The 17,959-nt window shown below is 70.3% G+C and carries 15 protein-coding genes; 6 read left to right on the top strand and 9 right to left on the bottom strand.

Going from position 1 to position 17,959, the window contains the following annotated elements:
• Nucleotides 1-115 precede the first annotated feature (115 nt).
• Genes ACYVGQ_RS07785 through ACYVGQ_RS07775 form a run of 3 tightly spaced genes read right to left on the bottom strand, consistent with a single transcriptional unit; the run spans nt 116 to nt 5,707 of the window.
• Nucleotides 116-607 (bottom strand): peptide deformylase, encoded by a 492-nt coding sequence (locus ACYVGQ_RS07785; RefSeq protein WP_460784042.1) that lies wholly within the window; start codon nt 605-607, stop codon nt 116-118.
• Entirely contained in the window at nt 607-2,256 is a 1,650-nt protein-coding gene (locus ACYVGQ_RS07780; protein ID WP_460784041.1) for a MinD/ParA family ATP-binding protein, read from the bottom strand. The genes ACYVGQ_RS07785 and ACYVGQ_RS07780 overlap by 1 nt, the downstream gene beginning before the upstream one ends.
• Before the next feature lie 43 nt (nt 2,257-2,299).
• A complete protein-coding gene (locus tag ACYVGQ_RS07775) occupies nt 2,300-5,707 on the bottom strand; it encodes a pyruvate carboxylase (protein ID WP_460784040.1) in 3,408 nt (1,135 codons plus the stop codon).
• A gap of 251 nt (nt 5,708-5,958) precedes the next feature.
• On the opposite strand from ACYVGQ_RS07775, the gene ACYVGQ_RS07770 reads away from it, so the two are divergent.
• Nucleotides 5,959-6,762 (top strand): ParA family protein, encoded by an 804-nt coding sequence (locus ACYVGQ_RS07770; RefSeq protein ID WP_460784039.1) that lies wholly within the window; start codon nt 5,959-5,961, stop codon nt 6,760-6,762.
• 22 nt (nt 6,763-6,784) lie between these two features.
• Here ACYVGQ_RS07770 and ACYVGQ_RS07765 read toward each other — a convergent pair whose 3' ends face one another.
• The 3 genes from ACYVGQ_RS07765 to ACYVGQ_RS07755 form a co-directional block, all read right to left on the bottom strand.
• Nucleotides 6,785-7,330, bottom strand: coding sequence for a MerR family transcriptional regulator (locus ACYVGQ_RS07765; protein WP_460784038.1), 546 nt, complete (start codon nt 7,328-7,330; stop codon nt 6,785-6,787).
• Between the two features lie 100 nt (nt 7,331-7,430).
• The gene (ftsR, locus tag ACYVGQ_RS07760) at nt 7,431-8,123 is read right to left on the bottom strand and encodes a transcriptional regulator FtsR (protein WP_460784037.1); all 693 of its coding nucleotides are present in this window, start codon (nt 8,121-8,123) and stop codon (nt 7,431-7,433) included.
• A complete protein-coding gene (locus ACYVGQ_RS07755; RefSeq protein WP_460784036.1) occupies nt 8,123-8,608 on the bottom strand; it encodes an FHA domain-containing protein in 486 nt (161 codons plus the stop codon). Before ACYVGQ_RS07755 ends, ftsR begins: the two co-directional genes overlap by 1 nt.
• Nucleotides 8,609-8,711: 103 nt before the next feature.
• Between ACYVGQ_RS07755 and ACYVGQ_RS07750 the strand changes: the two genes are divergently transcribed.
• Both ACYVGQ_RS07750 and lpdA read left to right on the top strand, forming a co-directional pair.
• On the top strand, nt 8,712-9,359 hold the full coding sequence (locus ACYVGQ_RS07750; protein ID WP_460784035.1) for a copper resistance CopC family protein: 648 nt from the start codon (nt 8,712-8,714) through the stop codon (nt 9,357-9,359).
• Between the two features lie 9 nt (nt 9,360-9,368).
• Nucleotides 9,369-10,766: a dihydrolipoyl dehydrogenase gene (lpdA, locus tag ACYVGQ_RS07745; protein ID WP_460784034.1), complete on the top strand. Its 1,398-nt coding sequence runs from the start codon at nt 9,369-9,371 to the stop codon at nt 10,764-10,766.
• 103 nt (nt 10,767-10,869) lie between these two features.
• On the opposite strand, the gene ACYVGQ_RS07740 is transcribed toward lpdA, so the two are convergent.
• The 3 genes from ACYVGQ_RS07740 to ACYVGQ_RS07730 are packed head-to-tail and all read right to left on the bottom strand — an operon-like array spanning nt 10,870 to nt 12,208.
• Complete coding sequence (locus ACYVGQ_RS07740; protein ID WP_460784033.1) at nt 10,870-11,505, bottom strand: CYTH domain-containing protein; 636 nt, start codon at nt 11,503-11,505, stop codon at nt 10,870-10,872.
• A complete protein-coding gene (locus ACYVGQ_RS07735) occupies nt 11,498-11,713 on the bottom strand; it encodes a response regulator (RefSeq protein ID WP_460784032.1) in 216 nt (71 codons plus the stop codon). The genes ACYVGQ_RS07740 and ACYVGQ_RS07735 overlap by 8 nt, the downstream gene beginning before the upstream one ends.
• Nucleotides 11,714-11,731: 18 nt before the next feature.
• On the bottom strand, nt 11,732-12,208 hold the full coding sequence (locus ACYVGQ_RS07730; RefSeq protein ID WP_460784031.1) for a prepilin peptidase: 477 nt from the start codon (nt 12,206-12,208) through the stop codon (nt 11,732-11,734).
• Nucleotides 12,209-12,339: 131 nt separating this feature from the next.
• On the opposite strand from ACYVGQ_RS07730, the gene ACYVGQ_RS07725 reads away from it, so the two are divergent.
• The 3 genes from ACYVGQ_RS07725 to ACYVGQ_RS07715 are packed head-to-tail and all read left to right on the top strand — an operon-like array spanning nt 12,340 to nt 17,947.
• A complete protein-coding gene (locus tag ACYVGQ_RS07725; RefSeq protein WP_460784030.1) occupies nt 12,340-13,065 on the top strand; it encodes a hypothetical protein in 726 nt (241 codons plus the stop codon).
• Entirely contained in the window at nt 13,062-14,564 is a 1,503-nt protein-coding gene (locus tag ACYVGQ_RS07720) for a DNA polymerase Y family protein (RefSeq protein ID WP_460784028.1), read from the top strand. Before ACYVGQ_RS07725 ends, ACYVGQ_RS07720 begins: the two co-directional genes overlap by 4 nt.
• Entirely contained in the window at nt 14,564-17,947 is a 3,384-nt protein-coding gene (locus ACYVGQ_RS07715; RefSeq protein ID WP_460784825.1) for an error-prone DNA polymerase, read from the top strand. The genes ACYVGQ_RS07720 and ACYVGQ_RS07715 overlap by 1 nt, the downstream gene beginning before the upstream one ends.
• Nucleotides 17,948-17,959: the final 12 nt, after the last annotated feature.

The raw sequence follows: 17,959 nt of genomic DNA, 5'->3' as shown, positions 1-17,959 counted from the left end.
AAACGGGCTTCGACACGAGCGCGTTTCGACTCGGGCGCCTACGGCGTCCTCGCTCAACGTTGATACGATGCGGGCTCAACGCCGCTGCGCGGCCTTGAGCCCGCCCGTATCAATATCAAAACCAGTCGCTCTCCCGGACCTCGCGCATGGCGATCCTGCGGGTCTCGGGCGCCAGCCGCGACAGGTAGACCATGCCGTCGAGGTGATCGGTCTCGTGCTGCAGCGCCTGGGCGAGCAGCCCCTCGCCCTCGAGGACGACCGGGTTGCCGTCCAGGTCGATGCCCTCGACCCTCGCCCACGGATGGCGCAGCGCCTCGTGCCAGAGGCCGGGCACCGACAGGCATCCCTCACCCGTCGGGACCGGCTCGCCCCGCACCTCGACGAGAACCGGATTCAGGACATAGCCGATGTCGCCGTCGATGTTGTAGCTGAACGCGCGGACGGCGACGCCGATCTGATTGGCGGCGACGCCGGCGCGTCCTGGCAGCTCCACGGTGTCGACGAGATCGGTCACGAGCGCGCGGACGCCGTCGTCGATCTCCTCGACCGGTGCGCACACGGTGCGCAGCACGGGGTCGCCGAAGAGGCGGATCTCACGGACGGCCATCAGGCGACGCCGGTGCGCAGGCCCTCGACGAGGAGGGCGGCGAGCTCGCGGGCCGCCTGGCGGGTCTCCGGCTGGAGGGCGGAGAACACGATCGGTCCGCCGCCGGCGATCTGCGCGTCGTACGGGATCCGCAGGACGTGACCCGCCCTCGTGCCGAAGTGCGCCTCGAGCTCGTTGAGCCGGACCAGAGGGCTCCCCGGCGTCGACTGGTTGAGGACCACGACCGCGTTCCTCGCCAGCTCCGCATAGCCGTTGGTCTCCAGCCAGGTGAGCGTCTCGGAGGCGAGTCGTGCCTCGTCGACGCTGAGGCCGGACACGATCACGAGCTGGTCGGCGAGCTCGAGCGTCGCACCCATCACGGAGTGGACGATGCCGGTCCCCGTGTCCGTGAGGACGAGCGAGTAGTAGTGCGCCGCGACATCGGCGACGTCCCGGTAGTCGGCGTCGCTGAAGGCATCGGCGATCCGAGGATCGGTGTCGGAGGCGAGTACGTCCAGACGCGTGGCGTCGCGCGCCACGATGGCGGAGATGTCGTGGTAGCCGCGCACCTCGCCGCGAGCCCTGACCAGATCCCGCACCGAACGGCCGTGGGAGCGGACGATGCGCTCCGCGAGCGTCCCGCGATCGGGATTGGCGTCCACCGCGATCACGCGGTCGTCGCGGGCGTCCGCCAGCGCCATCCCGAGCAGGGCCGTGACGGCGGTCTTGCCCACCCCTCCCTTGCGCGACAGCACGGGGACGAAACGGGCCCCGCCCGACAGCGGCGCCGCGATCCGCGCCGACAGCGCCTTGCGCGCCTTCGCCTTGCGGCCGTCGCCGATGTTGATGCGGCGCCCTGAGACCGAGTAGAGGAAGTGGCTCCACGCCCCCTCGGGCTCGGGCCTGGTGATCTGATGCGGGTCGAGCAGCCGATCCGCGGTGAGCAGATCGGCGGACTCGCGCGCGGCCTGGCCGAGCTGGTCGCCCAGCCTCTTGGCGGTCAGCTCGACGTCCGCCCGGGGCTGCGCGCCGGACGGCTTCGGGGCGAGCGCGCTCTGCGGCTCGATGGACGGCTTGTCATCGCTCACGATCTCCGTCGCTTTCTCTGCGGGTTCGGACGCCGTTCCTGCGGCGGCTCTCTCGACCGAGGTCACCCATGGCGAAGCGGGGCGCGGGGCGGCCTCGGGAACGAGGGGATCGGCCTTCGGCGCGGGCTCGGACTCGGGCTCAGCCACGGGCCGGCGCGGGGCTGGAACGGGCTCGACCACGATCTCCGGCTCCACCGCCTCGGGCGTCGTCGCACCGGCATCCGCGGATGGCTCCCCCTCCGCATCCGCCGACTCCACGATCACCTCGGCCGTGACGGCCTCGACGGGAACCGGCTCCGCCGGCGGTTCGTCGGCGGGCAGCTCGATGACGATGTCCTTCGAGCCTCCCTGGATGCGACCGATCCCGGCGGCGTCCTCTGCGTCATCGATGATGAGATCGGAGACCACCTCGCCGATCACCGAGTCGTCGACGAGATCGTCCTCGTCCCCGGTGGGGATCGCGACGTTCACCTGCGCCGTACCGCCGAGAAGGCCGATTCCGGTGGTGTCCAGCGAGGCGGCGGCGTCGAGCACGCCCAGCGAGTCCTCCTCGGCGGGATCTGTGGTCTTCTTCGCGGTCACTGTGTCAACTCCAAGCCTGTGCGAGCGTGTCGCCCGCACAAGATTACTGGGCTGGACGGATCACAACCAAAAGATCGCCCGCCTCGACCTGCGCCGTCCCGGCGATCGCGAGCCGTTCGACGACGCCGTCGACGGAGGCCGTGATGGCCGCCTCCATCTTCATCGCCTCGATCGACGCCACGGGCTCACCGGCGCGAACCGCAGTGCCCACCTCGGTCTTCACCGTCACCACTCCCGAGAACGGGGCGGCGATCTGGCCGGGCTTCGAGGTGTCCGCCTTCTCCACCTCGTGCGCCTGGACCGAGATCGACCTGTCCCGCACGAACACCGGGCGCAGCTGGCCGTTGAGCGTCGTCATGACCGTGCGCATGCCGCGGTCGTCCGCATCGCCGATCGCCTCCAGGCCGACGTAGAGCTGCACGCCCCGATCGATCTCGACGAGGTGCTCCTGGCCCGGGACGAGCCCGAACAGGTAGTCGCTCGTGTCCAGCACGGAGAGATCGCCGAAGAGCTCCCGCATCTGCGTGAACTCCTGTGTGGGAGCAGGGAACAGCAGCTGGTTCAGGCGCGCACGGCGTTCCGCGCCTGACCCTGCGAGCGCCGCCTCGTCCTCGGCGCTGATCGAGGTGCTCCCCTGGCGCACCTCACGCCCTGCGAGGACCTTGGTCCGGAACGGCTCGGGCCATCCGCCGGGCAGATCGCCCAGCTCGCCCGCCATGAAGCCGACGACCGAGTCCGGCACGTCGTACTTCTCCGGGTGGGCCTCGAAATCCGCGGGGTCGGCTCTGACGGCCGCCAGATGCAGGGCGAGGTCGCCGACGACCTTGGACGAGGGCGTCACCTTGGGAACCCGTCCGAGGATGCGATCGGCGGCCGCGTACATGTCCTCGATGAGCTCGAAGTCGTCCGCCAGTCCCAGCGCCTTCGCCTGCTGGCGCAGGTTCGAGAGCTGACCGCCGGGAATCTCGTGGTGGTACACCCGCCCGGTCGGCCCCGGCAGTCCGGACTCGAAGGGGGCGTAGGTGTTGCGCACGGCCTCCCAGTACGGCTCGAGGTCGCTGACGCCTGCGAGGTCGATGCCGCTGTCGCGCTCGGTATGCGCGAGCGCGGCGACGAGCGAGGACAGCGACGGCTGGCTGGTGGTGCCGGACAGCGGGGCGGAGGCGGCGTCCACGGCATCCACGCCGGCCGCACTCGCCGCGAGCAGGGTCGCGAGCTGCCCGCCGGGGGTGTCGTGCGTGTGCAGGTGCACGGGCAGGTCGAAGCGCTCGCGCAGCGCCCGCACGAGCTTTGCGGCCGCGCCGGGACGCAGCAGTCCCGCCATGTCCTTGACGGCGAGGATGTGGGCGCCGGAATCGACGATCTGCTCCGCCAGGCGCAGGTAGTAGTCCAGCGTGTAGAGGTCCTCGGCCGGGTTCAGCAGGTCGCCGGTGTAGCAGAGCGCGACCTCTGCGACGGCCGTTCCCGTGGCGCGCACGGCATCGATCGCCGGACGCATCTGCGAGACGTCGTTGAGCGCGTCGAAGATCCGGAAGATGTCGACGCCGCTGACGGCGGCCTCCTGGACGAAGGCGTCCGTGACGGCGGTCGGGTACGGCGTGTAGCCCACCGTGTTGCGCCCGCGCAGCAGCATCTGGATCGCGATGTTCGGCAGGGCGGCACGCAGCCTGTCCAGCCGCTCCCACGGGTCCTCGCCGAGGAAGCGGAGCGCCACGTCGTAGGTCGCTCCGCCCCAGGCCTCGACGGAGAGCAGCCCAGGCGTCAGTCGTGCGAGGTAGGGCGCCGCGGCGACGAGGTCGCGCGTGCGGACCCTGGTCGCCAGCAGCGACTGGTGCGCATCGCGGAACGTCGTGTCGGTGATCGCGAGGGCGTTCTGCTGCCGCAGCGCGGACGCGAAGCCCTCCGGCCCCTTCTCGAGCAGGAGCTGGCGGGAGCCCGGCGCCGGCTCGGCGGACAGGTCGATCGCCGGCAGCTTCGTGCGAGGGTCGGCCGTGCCGGGATGCCGGCCGTGCGGCTTGTTGACCGTGACGTCGACGAGCCAGTTCAGGATCTTCGTGCCCCGATCCTTGGAGACCCTGCCGCGCAGCAGCTCCGGGCGCTCGTCGATGAACGAGGTGCTCACGTCGCCCGCGATGAACGCCTCGTCCTCGAGCAGCGCCTGCAGGAACGGGATGTTCGTCGCGACGCCGCGGATGCGGAACTCCGCCAGTGCGCGCCGGGCGCGGGCGACCGCCGCCGGGAAGTCCCGTCCGCGGCAGGTGAGCTTGGAGAGCATCGAGTCGAAGTGCGGGCTGATCTGCGCTCCCTGATGCACCGTGCCGCCGTCGAGACGGATGCCGGCGCCGCCCGGCGAGCGATAGGTGGTGATCTTGCCCGTATCCGGCCGGAAGCCCTGCGTCGGATCCTCCGTGGTGATGCGGCATTGCAGAGCAGCACCGCGCAGCTGGATGCGATCCTGCGTCAGTCCGAGCTGCGAGAGCGTCTCGCCGGAGGCGATGCGCATCTGGGTCTGCACGAGGTCGACGTCCGTGACCTCCTCGGTGACCGTGTGCTCGACCTGGATGCGCGGATTCATCTCGATGAAGACGACCTCACCGGCCCGCTCCCCCGCCGTCTCCAGCAGGAATTCGACCGTTCCGGCATTCTCGTAGCCGATCGAGCGGGCGAACGCCACGGCGTACCCGTGCAAGGCGGTCCGGATGCCCTCGTCCAGGTTGGGTGCGGGCGCGATCTCGACGACCTTCTGATGACGGCGCTGCACGGAGCAGTCCCGCTCGAACAGATGGACGGTCTCGCCGGTCTTGTCCGCCACGATCTGCACCTCGATGTGGCGCGGGCGGACGACCGCCTGCTCGAGGAACATCCGAGGGTCGCCGAAGGCGCTGGCCGCCTCGCGCATGGCCTCGGCGAGGGCGGGCGCGAGCTCCGCCATGGACTCGACACGGCGCATTCCGCGGCCTCCGCCGCCGGCGACGGCCTTGGCGAACAGCGGGAAGCCGATCCCGTCGGCCTGCGCGAGCAGCTCGTCGACGTCGTCGGATGCCTCGGTGGAGCGCAGGACAGGCACTCCGGCCTCGACGGCGTGCCGTTTGGCCTCCACCTTGTTCCCCGCCATCTCGAGGACCTTCGCGGGCGGACCGATGAACACGATCCCGTTCGCCGCCGCCTTCTCCGCCAGCTCGGGGTTCTCGGAGAGGAACCCGTACCCCGGGTAGACGGCATCCGCGCCCGACTCGAGGGCGACGCGGATGATCTCGTCCACATCGAGATAGGCGCGGACCGGATGGCCCCGTTCCCCGATCTCATAGGCCTCGTCGGCCTTCAGCCGGTGGAGGGACCCGCGGTCCTCATGGGGGAAGACCGCGACGGTGCGCGCCCCCACCTCGAAAGCGGCGCGGAAGGCGCGGATCGCGATCTCGCCGCGATTGGCCACAAGGATCTTCTGGAACATGCACACCTCTGGATGCTCGATGCGCGTGATCTCGCACACGCAAGGGCGGGGCTGAGCGTCTCCCCAGACTAGCCTGAGTCTTCTCTTCTGAACCGAAGCGAGCAGGGAGTCTGCGCCGTGGCTCGCAAGGCGGAGGAGGAAGCCGAACCGGGGTGCGGCGACCGACGACAACGCCGCGAGACACCCGCAGGCACCCGCGCAGCAGGCGATTGAAGGGAAGACTCAGGCTTGGGCACTGTAACGTGGAGTCCGTGCACGTACTCAGCGTCAGCTCCCTCAAAGGAGGCGTCGGCAAGACGACCGTGACCCTCGGCCTGGCCTCAGCGGCCTTCGCCAGGGGTGTGCGGACGCTCGTCGTCGACCTCGATCCGCAGTCCGACGTCTCCACCGGAATGGACATCCAGGTCGCGGGACGCCTCAACATCGCCGACGTCCTCGCCAATCCGAAGGAGAAGGTCGTCCGCCAGGCGATCACCTCCAGCGGATGGGCGAAGGTGCATCCAGGGACCATCGACGTCCTCATCGGAAGCCCATCGGCGATCAACTTCGACGGTCCTCATCCGAGTGTGCGCGACGTGTGGAAGCTGGAAGAGGCGCTGGCCGCGGTGGAGGCCGACTACGACCTCGTCCTCATCGACTGCGCGCCGTCCCTGAACGCCCTCACCCGCACGGCATGGGCGGCCAGCGACCGCGTCATGGTCGTCACCGAGCCCGGGCTGTTCTCCGTGGCGGCGGCCGACCGAGCGCTCCGCGCGATCGAGGAGATCCGCCGAGGTCTCTCCCCCCGCCTCCAGCCGCTCGGCATCGTCGTGAACCGCGTGCGCCCGCAGTCGATCGAGCACCAGTTCCGCATCAAGGAGCTGCGCGACATGTTCGGCCCGCTGGTGCTCTCCCCTCAGCTGCCCGAGCGGACCTCGCTCCAGCAGGCCCAGGGTGCGGCCAAGCCGCTGCACATCTGGCCCGGCGACTCGGCGCAGGAGCTCGCCGCCGACTTCGACCTGCTGCTGGACCGCATCGTCCGCACCGGCCGCGTCCCCGTCCCGGAGAAGCCCTGATCCAGCGGCTTCCCGATCGAGGTCAGGCCGAGCGCTTGGTGCGTCGGGCCGCGAGCTCGTCGACCGGATCCGGAGCCGTCGGATCGAACTCCACGAGCGTGGACTCCACCTCGCGCAGGACCTTGCCGACGGCGATGCCGAAGACGCCCTGGCCACGGCTGACGAGGTCGATGACCTCGTCGTTCGAGGTGCACAGGTAGACCGAGGCGCCGTCGCTCATCAGCGTCGTCCCTGCGAGATCGCGGATGCCGGCCCTGCGGAGCTCTTCGACGGCCGTGCGGATCTGCTGAAGGGAGATCCCGGTGTCGAGAAGGCTCTTCACGAGCTTGAGGACGAGGATGTCGCGGAAGCCGTAGAGACGCTGGGAGCCGGAGCCGGAGGCGCCGCGCACCGTGGGCTCGACGAGCTCCGTGCGTGCCCAGTAGTCCAGCTGACGGTAGGTGATGCCCGCCGCACGCGCGGCGACCGCGCCGCGGTAGCCGACCTCGTCGTCCATGGCGGGCAGGCCGTCCGTGAAGAGGAGCTCCGTCACGAACCGCGGGTCGCCGTTCAGCTCGTCCGCATTCATACTCTGTCCTCCCTGGAGCGCTTATGCTCCACGCTAGAGCAGTGCTCCTGCCCCGGCAATGACATCCGCATCGCGCGGAAGGTGTGTCGCAATCAGTTCGTTACGAAAGGGTGCGCGCGAGCGCTTCCCTCACGAACAGCGTGCGCACCTCGTCGATGCGCGACGCCAGCTCCGGAGCCAGCTCGCCCGCCCTGCCCCTCGACGCGGCGTCCGTCCGGCGCAGCAGGGCTGCGAGCGCGGACTCGACCAGCGCGACCTCCCGCTCCGCGCTCTGCCTGATCGTCCGGAGATGACGCGGCTCGATGCCGTGCCTGTCCAGGGCGACGAGGCTGCGCAGCAGGCTCACGGTCGAGTCCGGGTAGGACTCCGCCGCCGTGATGATGCCCGTGCTGATGGCGTCGTTGAGCAGCTGCGGACCCGCCGCGGCCGCCGCCAGCAGCTCTTCCCTGCGATAGCGGCGTGCCGTCGGGGTGATCGACGGCGGCGGCGTCAGCGCCGCATCCGGATCGCCGTTCGCCTGCGCCTCCTCGAGCTGCTCCCTGATGACGTTCAGCGGCAGGTAGTGGTCGCGCTGCAGCGTCAGCGCGAGGCGCAGACGCTCGACATCCGCCGTCGAGAACTTGCGGTAGCCGGACTCGGTGCGCGACGGCGTCACGATCCCCTTGTCCTCGAGGAAGCGGAGCTTGCTCGCCGTGATGTCGGGGAACTCGGGGGTCAGGCGCGCCAGCACCTGGCCGATGCTCAACAGGCCCGGTGACGCAGAGCGTTCCCGGGCGGAGGGAGCAGCCGCCATCAGTCGTCCGCCGCCACGACGTCCGCGGGCGAAGCGAAGAAGTTCAGCCGGAACTTGCCGACGCGCAGCTCGTAGCCGTTGGCGAGCGGGCTGCGATCGACGCGTTCGCCGTTGACGTACGTGCCGTTGAGGGAGCGCTGATCGATGATCTCGAAGGCGGCGCCCGCACGGGTGATCTCGGCGTGACGACGCGAGACCGTCACATCGTCGAAGAAGATGTCCGCCTCCGGATGACGGCCGACCGTCGTCACGTCCGTGTCGAGGAGGTAGCGTGCTCCGGCGAGAGCGCCGGAGCGGACCAGCAGGAGCGCGGATCCGGAGGGGAGGGCCGCGATGGCGGCCTGCTCCGCCTCGGAGAGCTCCACGCCGAACGGGACGAACGACAGATCGGAATCATGCCCGAACGTCTGCGTCACATCGTGCTTCTGCTCGCCGTCCCTGTGGATCGCGGCGTTCCCGATGCGTCGGCTGTCGTTGTCTGTCACGGTGCCCTCCTAAGACGTCCAAGCCTAACCGATCGAGCGCGTCCGCCGGGAGGGCGATTCGGCATCCGGCGCGATCCGCAGGCGCGTTCCGTAGGCTTGAGGGGTGTCCGCCACCGCTCTCAGACGCCCATCCGCTCCTCTCGTCCTCGCCGCAGCGCTGCTGACGGCCGCTCTCGTCCTGATCCCCGCCGCTCGGGCATCCGCCCACGACTCGCTGGTCTCCAGCGATCCGGCGGCCGATTCCGCGATCGAGACGCTCCCCGAGGAGCTGACGCTGACGTTCAGCGCCGCGCTCATCGACGCGCCGGGCGGCACGGCCGTGGTCGTGACGGATGCCGAGGGCGCATCGCTCACGGACGGCCCTCCCGAGATCAACGGAGCCATCGTCACTCAGAAGCTGCGCACGGACGGCGCGCCCGCCGGCGTCTACACGGTGCTGTGGCAGGTCGTCTCCAGCGACGGGCACCCGACCGAGGGCGACTTCGCGTTCACCGTGGCCACCGGATCGACGGCGTCGCCGTCGCCGTCGCCGGCCGAGTCGGAGGAGACGGCTCCGACGCCGGAGGCGGACGCGAGCGCCGTGCCGACCGCAGACGACCCGAACATGACCGCGGGCTTCTCCCTCTCCGTGCCGTGGCTGATCGCGGGAGCGGTCGTCCTGCTCATCGCGGTCTTCCTCGTCATCGTGTACACCGCACGCGCCGGGCGGAAGGGCCGGGACGCCGGTTCCGACACCCCTGCGGAGGGATAGGCTGGAGCCATGCCACATTACGATGTCGTCATCCTCGGTGCGGGCCCCGGCGGCTACGTCGCCGCCGTCCGCAGTGCACAGCTCGGCCTGTCCACCGCGATCATCGAAGAGAAGTACTGGGGCGGTGTATGCCTCAACGTCGGCTGCATCCCCTCCAAGGCGCTCCTGAAGAATGCGGAGCTCGCGCACACCCTGAAGCACAAGGCCGACTTCTTCGGGATCTCCGGCGAGGTCACGATGGACTTCGGCAAGGCATGGGACCGCTCGCGCGAGGTCGCGGACGGCCGCGTCAAGGGCATCCACTTCCTGATGAAGAAGAACAAGGTCACCGAGTACAACGGCCGCGGCGCCTTCACGGGCCCGAAGGCCATCTCGGTCGCGAAGGCCGACGGCACGACCGAAGAGGTCACCTTCGACAGCGTCATCATCGCCACCGGCTCGACCGTCCGGCTGCTGCCCGGCGTCACGCTGAGCGAGAACGTGGTCACCTACGAGGAGCAGATCCTCTCCCGCGAGCTCCCCGAGTCGATCGTCATCGTCGGCGCCGGCGCCATCGGCATGGAGTTCGCCTATGTCCTCACGAACTACGGCGTGAAGGTCACGATCATCGAGTTCCTCGACCGCGCGCTCCCCAACGAGGACGCCGACGTGTCGAAGGAGATCGCCAAGCAGTACAAGAACCTGGGCGTCGACATCCTCACCTCGACCAAGGTCGAGACCATCGTGGACAACGGCTCGTCCGTCACCGTCGCCTATACGGGCAAGGACGGCGCACGGGCCTCCATCGAGGCGGGCAAGGTCCTCATGTCCGTCGGCTTCGCCCCGAACGTCTCCGGCTTCGGCCTGGAGAACACCGGCGTGCAGCTCACCGAGCGCGGCGCGATCGACATCGACGACCACATGCGCACCAATGTCGAGGGCATCTACGCGATCGGCGACGTCACCGCGAAGCTGCAGCTGGCGCACGTCGCCGAGGCGCAGGGCGTCGTGGCGGCGGAGACCATCGGCGGAGCCGAGACCCAGACGCTGGGCGACTACCGGATGATGCCGCGTGCGACGTTCTGCTCGCCGCAGGTCGCCTCCTTCGGCCTCACCGAGGCGCAGGCGAAGGAGACCGGCCGCGAGATCAAGGTCGCCACCTTCCCGTTCATGGCCAACGGCAAGGCGCACGGCCTGGGCGAGCCGGTGGGCTTCGTCAAGCTCATCGCCGACGCCGAGCACCTCGAGCTCATCGGCGCGCACATGATCGGCCCCGACGTCTCCGAGCTGCTGCCCGAGCTGACGCTGGCCCAGAAGTGGGACCTCACCGCCCTGGAGCTGGCCCGCAACGTGCACACGCACCCGACGCTGTCGGAGGCGCTGCAGGAGGGCTTCCACGGCCTCGCCGGCCACATGATCAACTTCTGATCGGCGACACAGCCGGCACCCAGGTCAGGAAGAGGCACCGAGGTCAGAAGGATCTGCGGCGCTTCCTCCTGACCTTGGCGCACTCTCCTGATCTCGGAAAGGCTCAGAGCCCGAGCGCGCGGGCGAGCTTCGAGTCGGATGCCGCCGGACGCCCGCCCACGGCGCGGATCGCCTCCTCCGCTGCGGCGAAGAGAGCTTCGCGGCCCGCCGCATCGGCGGGAGCGGCGGGCCCCAGTTCCAGCTCCCACTCACGCCATTCGCGCCGCACACCGCGGCGGAGATCCGTGGCGGCCACGCGATCGTCGACGAACTCCGCGACGACGCCCCGCGGCCCGGTGAGGAGATAGGCGATGCGGCTGTTCTCGATGCGGGCCAGCGGGGTCAGCGCCGCGGTGGTCCAGCGGGAGAGAGTCGCCCTGACGGCATCCGGGATCTCCTCGCCCTCGCCGAGCGGCCAGCCGATCTCCAGTCTGCCGTCGCCGGAGCGGGGTCCCTTGATATGCCAGCCCTCGTCCGGACCGCCCGTCCGACGGCGCACCGCGACACCGGCACGGGAGAGGGCGGCGTCCGCCGTGTCGAGGTAGCGGGCGTCGAGCTCCCGCAGCTCGCCGCCGGCGGTCTCCTCGACGCCGTCGATCCCCGTCCAGACGGGCAACGGCGTGCCTGCGTCCACATCGTACTTGCGCTCCACCTCCACGCTGCGGGAGGGCTCGGAGCCGGTCGATGCGGTCTCAGTCATCCGAGGTCGTGAGGTCCTCGAGGGACTCCTCGTACCGGTAGTCCACCTCGGTGGGACCGTCGCTCGCACCGGTGTTCTGGGGGTCGCCCGTCCTGTTGTAGACCACCTGGGTCTCGCTGTAGGGGACGATCAGCTTGTCTTCGACATCGCCCTCGAGGGGGATGATCTGCCCGTCCAGCGGGCCGCCGTGGAGTCGCGCGAGTGCCATGAGATCACCATAGCCCCCTCACCCCACGACGATCCCGATGGCGGCGCCGATGATCATCCACGGTCCGAAGGCGATGCGCGTCGTGCGTTTCGCGCGGCGCAGGCTCATCAGGACGAGCGCGTAGACGGCTCCGAGGAGGAAGGCCGCCGCCGCTCCGATGAAGAGGGACTGCCAGCCGTGCCAGGCGAGCACCAGGCCGATGACGGCGGCGAGCTTCACGTCCCCGCCGCCCACGCCTCCCCCTGTCAGGCTCAGCAGGACGTAGAAGCCGCCGAGGACGATCATGCCCAGAAGCGAGCGTCCGAGACTCCCCCACTCTCCCGTCGCGAGGGCGTCGAGCAGGATCAGCACGAGCAGCGCGGCGCCGGCGGGCAGGACGATGCGGTTGGGCAGCCGGTGCGTTCTCGCGTCGATCACGAGAAGGCACGCGCCGGCTCCGATGAGCCCCGCATGCACGGCGATCACGAAGAGGTCGTGCAAGGAAGGCCAAGGCATGAGCGGAAGGCTACGAGATCGCCGCCGTGCGCGTTCTCGGGGCTGTGGATAACTGCAGACCGATGTCCGATGTCCGAATTACGCTCTGATCATCAAGTGATATCTTCGTATCTATCTTCGATAATGGAGGCATGGGCATGGCACAACCCGCCCGCGCGCAGGAGCTGCACCGATTGCGCAGCGAGATCTCCCGCATGCAGCGTCGACGCAGCGACGCGCCCTTCCTCCCCCTCGATCCCGCACTGGAGGGGCTGCTGCCCGGCCCCGGGCTGCGCGCCGGCTCCGCCTATTCGATCTCCCCCTCGCCCAGCCTGCTGGGAGCACTGCTCGCGGCGCCCTCACGACAGGGGGCCTGGTGCGCGGTGATCGGCATGCCCCATCTCGGCGTCGAGGCGATGGCCGCCCTCGGCGTCGACCTGTCCCGCCTCATCCTGGTCCCCGATCCCGGTGAGCGCTGGCTTTCCGCGGCCTCCGCGCTCTCCGAGGTCGTGCCGCTCATCGGCGTGCATCCGCGCAGCAGGGTCTCGGATGCCGACGTCCAGCGGCTCGGCGCCCGCCTGCGCGACCGCTCCTGCACGCTCCTGGTCACCGCGCGCTGGCCGCAGAGCGAGGCGACGATCCGCGTCGAGGACATCGAATGGCACGGCCTCGGCGAGGGGTGGGGACTGCTGGCCGACCGCACGGTGACGCTGCGCGCCTCTTCCCGCCGGCAGAGCCCGCACAGCGTGCGGGTGCGTCTTCCCGGTGCTCTCGGCCGGGTGGATGCGGCGCCTGCACCGCTTCGCCCCGTCGCTCCCCTCCCTCTCACTGCGCACGATCCCGCGGCGCAGCAGGACGCCTGGGCGGTTGCCGGATGACTCCAGAGCGTCATCTCGTCCTGTGGCTGCCGGATTGGCCGGTCCGCGCCGCTCTGGGCGCGCCACCGCCGTACGGGCCGGTCGCCGTCGTGCAGGCGAACACGGTTCTCGCCTGCTCCGCCGAAGCGCGAGCGCAGGGCGTGCGCCGTGGCCAGCGCCGCCGGCTCGCGCAGATGCGCTCGCCCTCCCTGCGGCTGATACCGGCCGACGCCCTCCGCGACGAGAGCGCCTTCCTCCCCGTGCTGCGGGCGCTGGAGGAACTGGTGCCGGGCGTCCAGCCGCTGCGCCCCGGGCTCGCGGTGCTGCGCGCCAGAGGGCCGGCCCGCTACTACGGCGGAGAGGAGGAGGCCGCGCTCCGTCTGATCGAGGTGCTCGCCGAGCACGGTCATCCCGGCACCAGGGCCGGGGTGGCCGACGGCCTGTTCACCGCGGAGCAGGCCGCCCGCCTGGGGGATCCCGCCTTCGTCGTCCCCGCGGGCGGAGCCCGCATCTTCCTCGCGCCTCTCCCCGTCCGGATCCTCGGCGACGACGAGCTCACCGCCCTGCTCGACAAGCTGGGCGTGCGCACCCTCGACGGCTTCGCCCGGCTCGACGAGGGCCTGATCCACGATCGTTTCGGCGAACGGGGCGCCCGGCTGCATGCGCTGGCCGCGGGAGCGGACTCCCGTCCTCTCCCGGCCGGATCTCCGCCGCCCGAGCTGTCGCGCGAGGTCTCCTTCGAGACGCCGCTGACCCAGGCCGATCAGATCGCCTTCGCCGTGCGGCAGACCGCCGACGCCGTCTGGGAGGGTCTCGCCGAGGCGGCACAGGTGTGCACGGAGGTGCGCATCGAGCTCACCGACGACGACGGAGCGGTCTCGCAGCGCGTGTGGATGCATCCGACCTCCTTCGAGGCGGCCGACCTCGTCGACCGCGTGCGCTGGCAGCTGGAGGCCACCGCTGACCTCGACAGCGGCATCGTCCTGGCACGGATCATCCCCACCCGCACGGACGACAGCCGTCACCATCAGCCCGGCCTCTTCGGACAGGGACCGGAGCAGCGCCTCCATCACGCGGTCTCCCGCGTGCAGGCCATGCTCGGGCATCGCGGCGTCGTGGCCCCTGCCCTCGTCGGCGGGCGCCGTCTGGCCGAGCGACAATGGCTGCAGCCCTGGGGGGATCGCTCCCCCGTCGACCGCGATCCTGCGCTGCCGTGGCCGGGGAGTCTCCCCCATCCGCTGCCCTCAGAGGTGTTCGATCCGCCACGTCCGGTGGCCGTCGCGGCATCCGATCGCTCCTCTCCGACCGTCGATGCCCGAGGGATGCTCTCCGCTCCGCCCGCCTTCATCGCCGAGAGATCCGTGCTGTCCTGGGCGGGCCCCTGGCCGCTGCACGAGCGCGGCTGGGACAGGGATGAGGCGCGCCGCGCGCAGCGCTTCCAGCTCCTCGACGAGGACCAGCAGGCCTGGCTCGTGCTCTGGGAGGACGAGCGCTGGTGGCTGGAGGGGAGGTACGGCTGATGGGCTGGAACAACCACCCCGGCATGAACTGGAGGGAGCTCGAGGAGACCCTGAGCGCCCGAGAGCCCGACCCGAGACGACGGCCGGACCCGGGTCCGGTCAGCAGATCCCGGCGCCCCGCCCCTCCGGAGCCGATTACCCGGCCCTCCGATGCGATCCCCTATGCCGAGCTGCACGCGCATTCGACCTTCTCCTTCCTGGACGGCGCCTCCTCCCCGGAGGATCTGCTGGCGGAGGCGGAACGTCTCGGACTCAGCGCCCTCGCGATCACCGACCACGACGGGTTCTACGGAGCGGCCCGCTTCGCCGAGGCGGCCGATGTCATGAAGGCCAGGGTGCAGACGGTGTTCGGCGCCGAGCTGTCGCTCGATCTCTCCACGGCCCACGCGGGCAGCCCCGATCCCCCGGGGGAGCACCTGCTGGTCCTCGCCCGCGGCATGGAGGGATACCACCGGCTGTCCGGCGCGATCACCCGTGCCCAGCTGCGCGGCGGCGAGAAGGGCCGGCCGCGCTACGACCTCGACGACCTGGCTGCGAGCGCGGACGGGCACTGGACGATCCTCACCGGCTGCCGCAAAGGGGCCGTACGGCAGGGACTCGACGTCGGTGACGCCGCCGCGCCCCTGCAGCGGCTGGTCGACCTGTTCGGAAGGGATCAGGTCGCCGTCGAGCTCATCGACCACGGCGATCCGATGGACTCCCGACGCAACGACGCGCTGGCCTACCTCGCCCGCGCGCATCGCCTGCCGGTGGTGGCGACGAACAACGTGCACTACGCACGCCCGGAGCGCGCCGGCATGGCGGAGGCCGTCGCCGCGGTGCGCGCCACACGGAGCATGGACGAGCTGGACGGCTGGCTGCCCGCGCACGGTTCCGCGCATCTTCGCAGCGGCGCGGAGATGACGGAGCGCTTCCGGAGGTATCCCGGCGCGATCGAACAGGGGCTGGTCATCGCGAAGGACTGCGCCTTCCCGCTGCGCAGGGCTCGCCCTGCGCTTCCCCGGCAGGAGTTCGCGGACGGGCGCACCCCGATGCAGCATCTGCGCTCTCTGGTGCAGGACGCCGTCCCCGAGAAGTATCCGGACCTGGATGCCGCAGGCAGGGCCCGCATCGAGCGGGAGCTGGACGTCATCGAGGAGAAGGACTTCCCCGGCTACTTCCTCATCGTGCACGGCATCGTCGCCGAGGCGAGGGATCGCGGCATCCTCTGCCAGGGACGCGGCTCCGCTGCGGCGAGCGCGGTCTGCTACCTGCTGGGCATCACGGCGGTCGACCCGATCCTGTACCGGCTCCCCTTCGAGCGCTTCCTCGCCACGACCCGTGAGGAGGAGCCGGACATCGACGTGGACTTCGACTCGGACCGCAGGGAGGAGATCATCCAGTGGGTGTACGACGAATACGGTCGCGAACGTGCGGCGCAGGTGGCGAACGTCATCCAGTACCGACCGAAGAACGCCGTGCGCGACATGGCGAGGGCCCTTGGGCACGCCCCCGGCCAACAGGACGCCTGGTCGCGGCAGGTCGACGGATGGGGCGCCGATCTGCTACCCGCCCAAGGGCACGACATCCCCGAGCAGGTGCTCGCCTACGCCGGCGACCTGCTGAAGGCGCCGCGTCATCTCGGCATCCACTCCGGCGGCATGGTGCTCACTGCACGTCCCGTGGGCGAGGTCGTCCCGGTGGAGCACGCCAGGATGCCGAACCGCACGGTCATCCAGTGGGACAAGGACGACGCCGCCTGGATGGGCCTGGTGAAGTTCGACCTGCTGGGCCTGGGGATGCTGGCGGCGCTGCAGCACTGCTTCGACCTGATCGCCGGCTCCACCGGTGAGCGCTGGACGCTGCAGTCCCTCCCCAAGGAGGAGCCGGAGGTGTACGACATGCTGTGCCGCGCCGACTCGATCGGCGTCTTCCAGGTGGAGTCCCGTGCGCAGATGGGACTGCTCCCCCGTCTGCAGCCCCGGGAGTTCTACGACCTCGTCGTCCAGATCGCCCTCATCCGTCCCGGTCCCATCCAGGGCGGCGCCGTGCACCCCTTCGTGAGACGCAAGCTCGGCAAGGAGAAGGTCGCCTACGCCCACCCCGACCTGGAACCGATCCTGGAGCGGACGCTCGGCATCCCGGTGTTCCAGGAGCAGCTCATCCAGATGGCGACAACGCTGGGCGACTGCACCGCCGACGAGGCCGATCTGCTCCGCCGCGCGATGGGATCCAAGCGCGGGCTCGAGAAGATCGAGCGCATCCGCGAGAAGCTCTACGCCGGGATGGCCGCCAAGGGACTCGACGAGAGCACCTCCGATCGCATCTACGCGCAGATCCAGGCGTTCTCCAACTTCGGCTTCGCGGAATCGCATTCGCTGTCCTTCGCGCTGCTCGTCTACGCGAGCTCCTGGCTGAAGCTGCACTATCCCGCGGCCTTCCTCGCCGGGCTCCTGCGCTCCCAGCCGATGGGCTTCTACTCGGCGTCCACGCTCACCTCCGATGCCCGCAGGCGCGGCGTCCTGGTGCATCGTCCAGACCTGCACGCCTCGGCGGCGCAGGCGACGCTCGAGCCGCTCGGGGAGGACAGGGCGGCGACGGGACAGGACGCCTGTCTCGTCTCCCGGGGGAAGGAGAGCATCCGCGTCTTCGACCGGAGCGCTCCGGACGTCTCCGCCGCTCACCGCAGGGACGGCGGCTTCGCCGTGCGGCTGGGATTGTCTGACGTCCGCGGCATCGGAGTCCCCTTCGCCGGGCGCATCGTCGCCGAACGGGAGGCGAACGGACCCTTCCAGGATCTGAACGACCTCGTGCGCCGGACGGATGCCACGGCGGCTCAGCTGGAGGCGCTCGCCACGGCAGGGGCCTTCGAGAGCATGGGGATGAAGCGGAGGGAGGCGGTCTGGCTGGCCGGCGTCGCGGCCGAGGACCGCGCACGCTACCTGCCGGATACGACCATCGCCGTGCAGCCTCCGCTGTTCCCCGACCAGAGCGGATACGAGCGGCTCTCCGCCGATCTGTGGGCCACCGGCATCGCCACCGACGATCACCCTCTCGCCCACTTCCGCAGCGAGCTGCAGGCGCGCGGCGTGCTGCGCTCCGCCGACCTGGCCTCGCACGAGAGCGGACGCCGCATCGAGGTCGCGGGCCTCGTCACCCACCGGCAGCGTCCGGCGACGGCGTCGGGGATCACCTTCCTCAATCTCGAGGACGAGCACGGCCTCGTCAACGTGGTCTGCTCACCCGGGGTGTGGAAGAGGCATCAGCGCGTCGCGAGGGATTCCCCTGCGCTGATCGTGCGCGGGATCCTCGAGAGGTCGGAGGAAGACGTCGTGAACGTGCTCGCCGACGCGTTCGAGGATCTGCGCACCGGCATCGCCCATCGTTCCAGGGACTTCCGATGAGTTCTCACCGGC

Source organism: Microbacterium tumbae (genome assembly GCF_054780175.1).
Note: the sequence above shows the minus strand (reverse complement) of the source record. Positions and strands in the feature narration are given on the sequence as shown.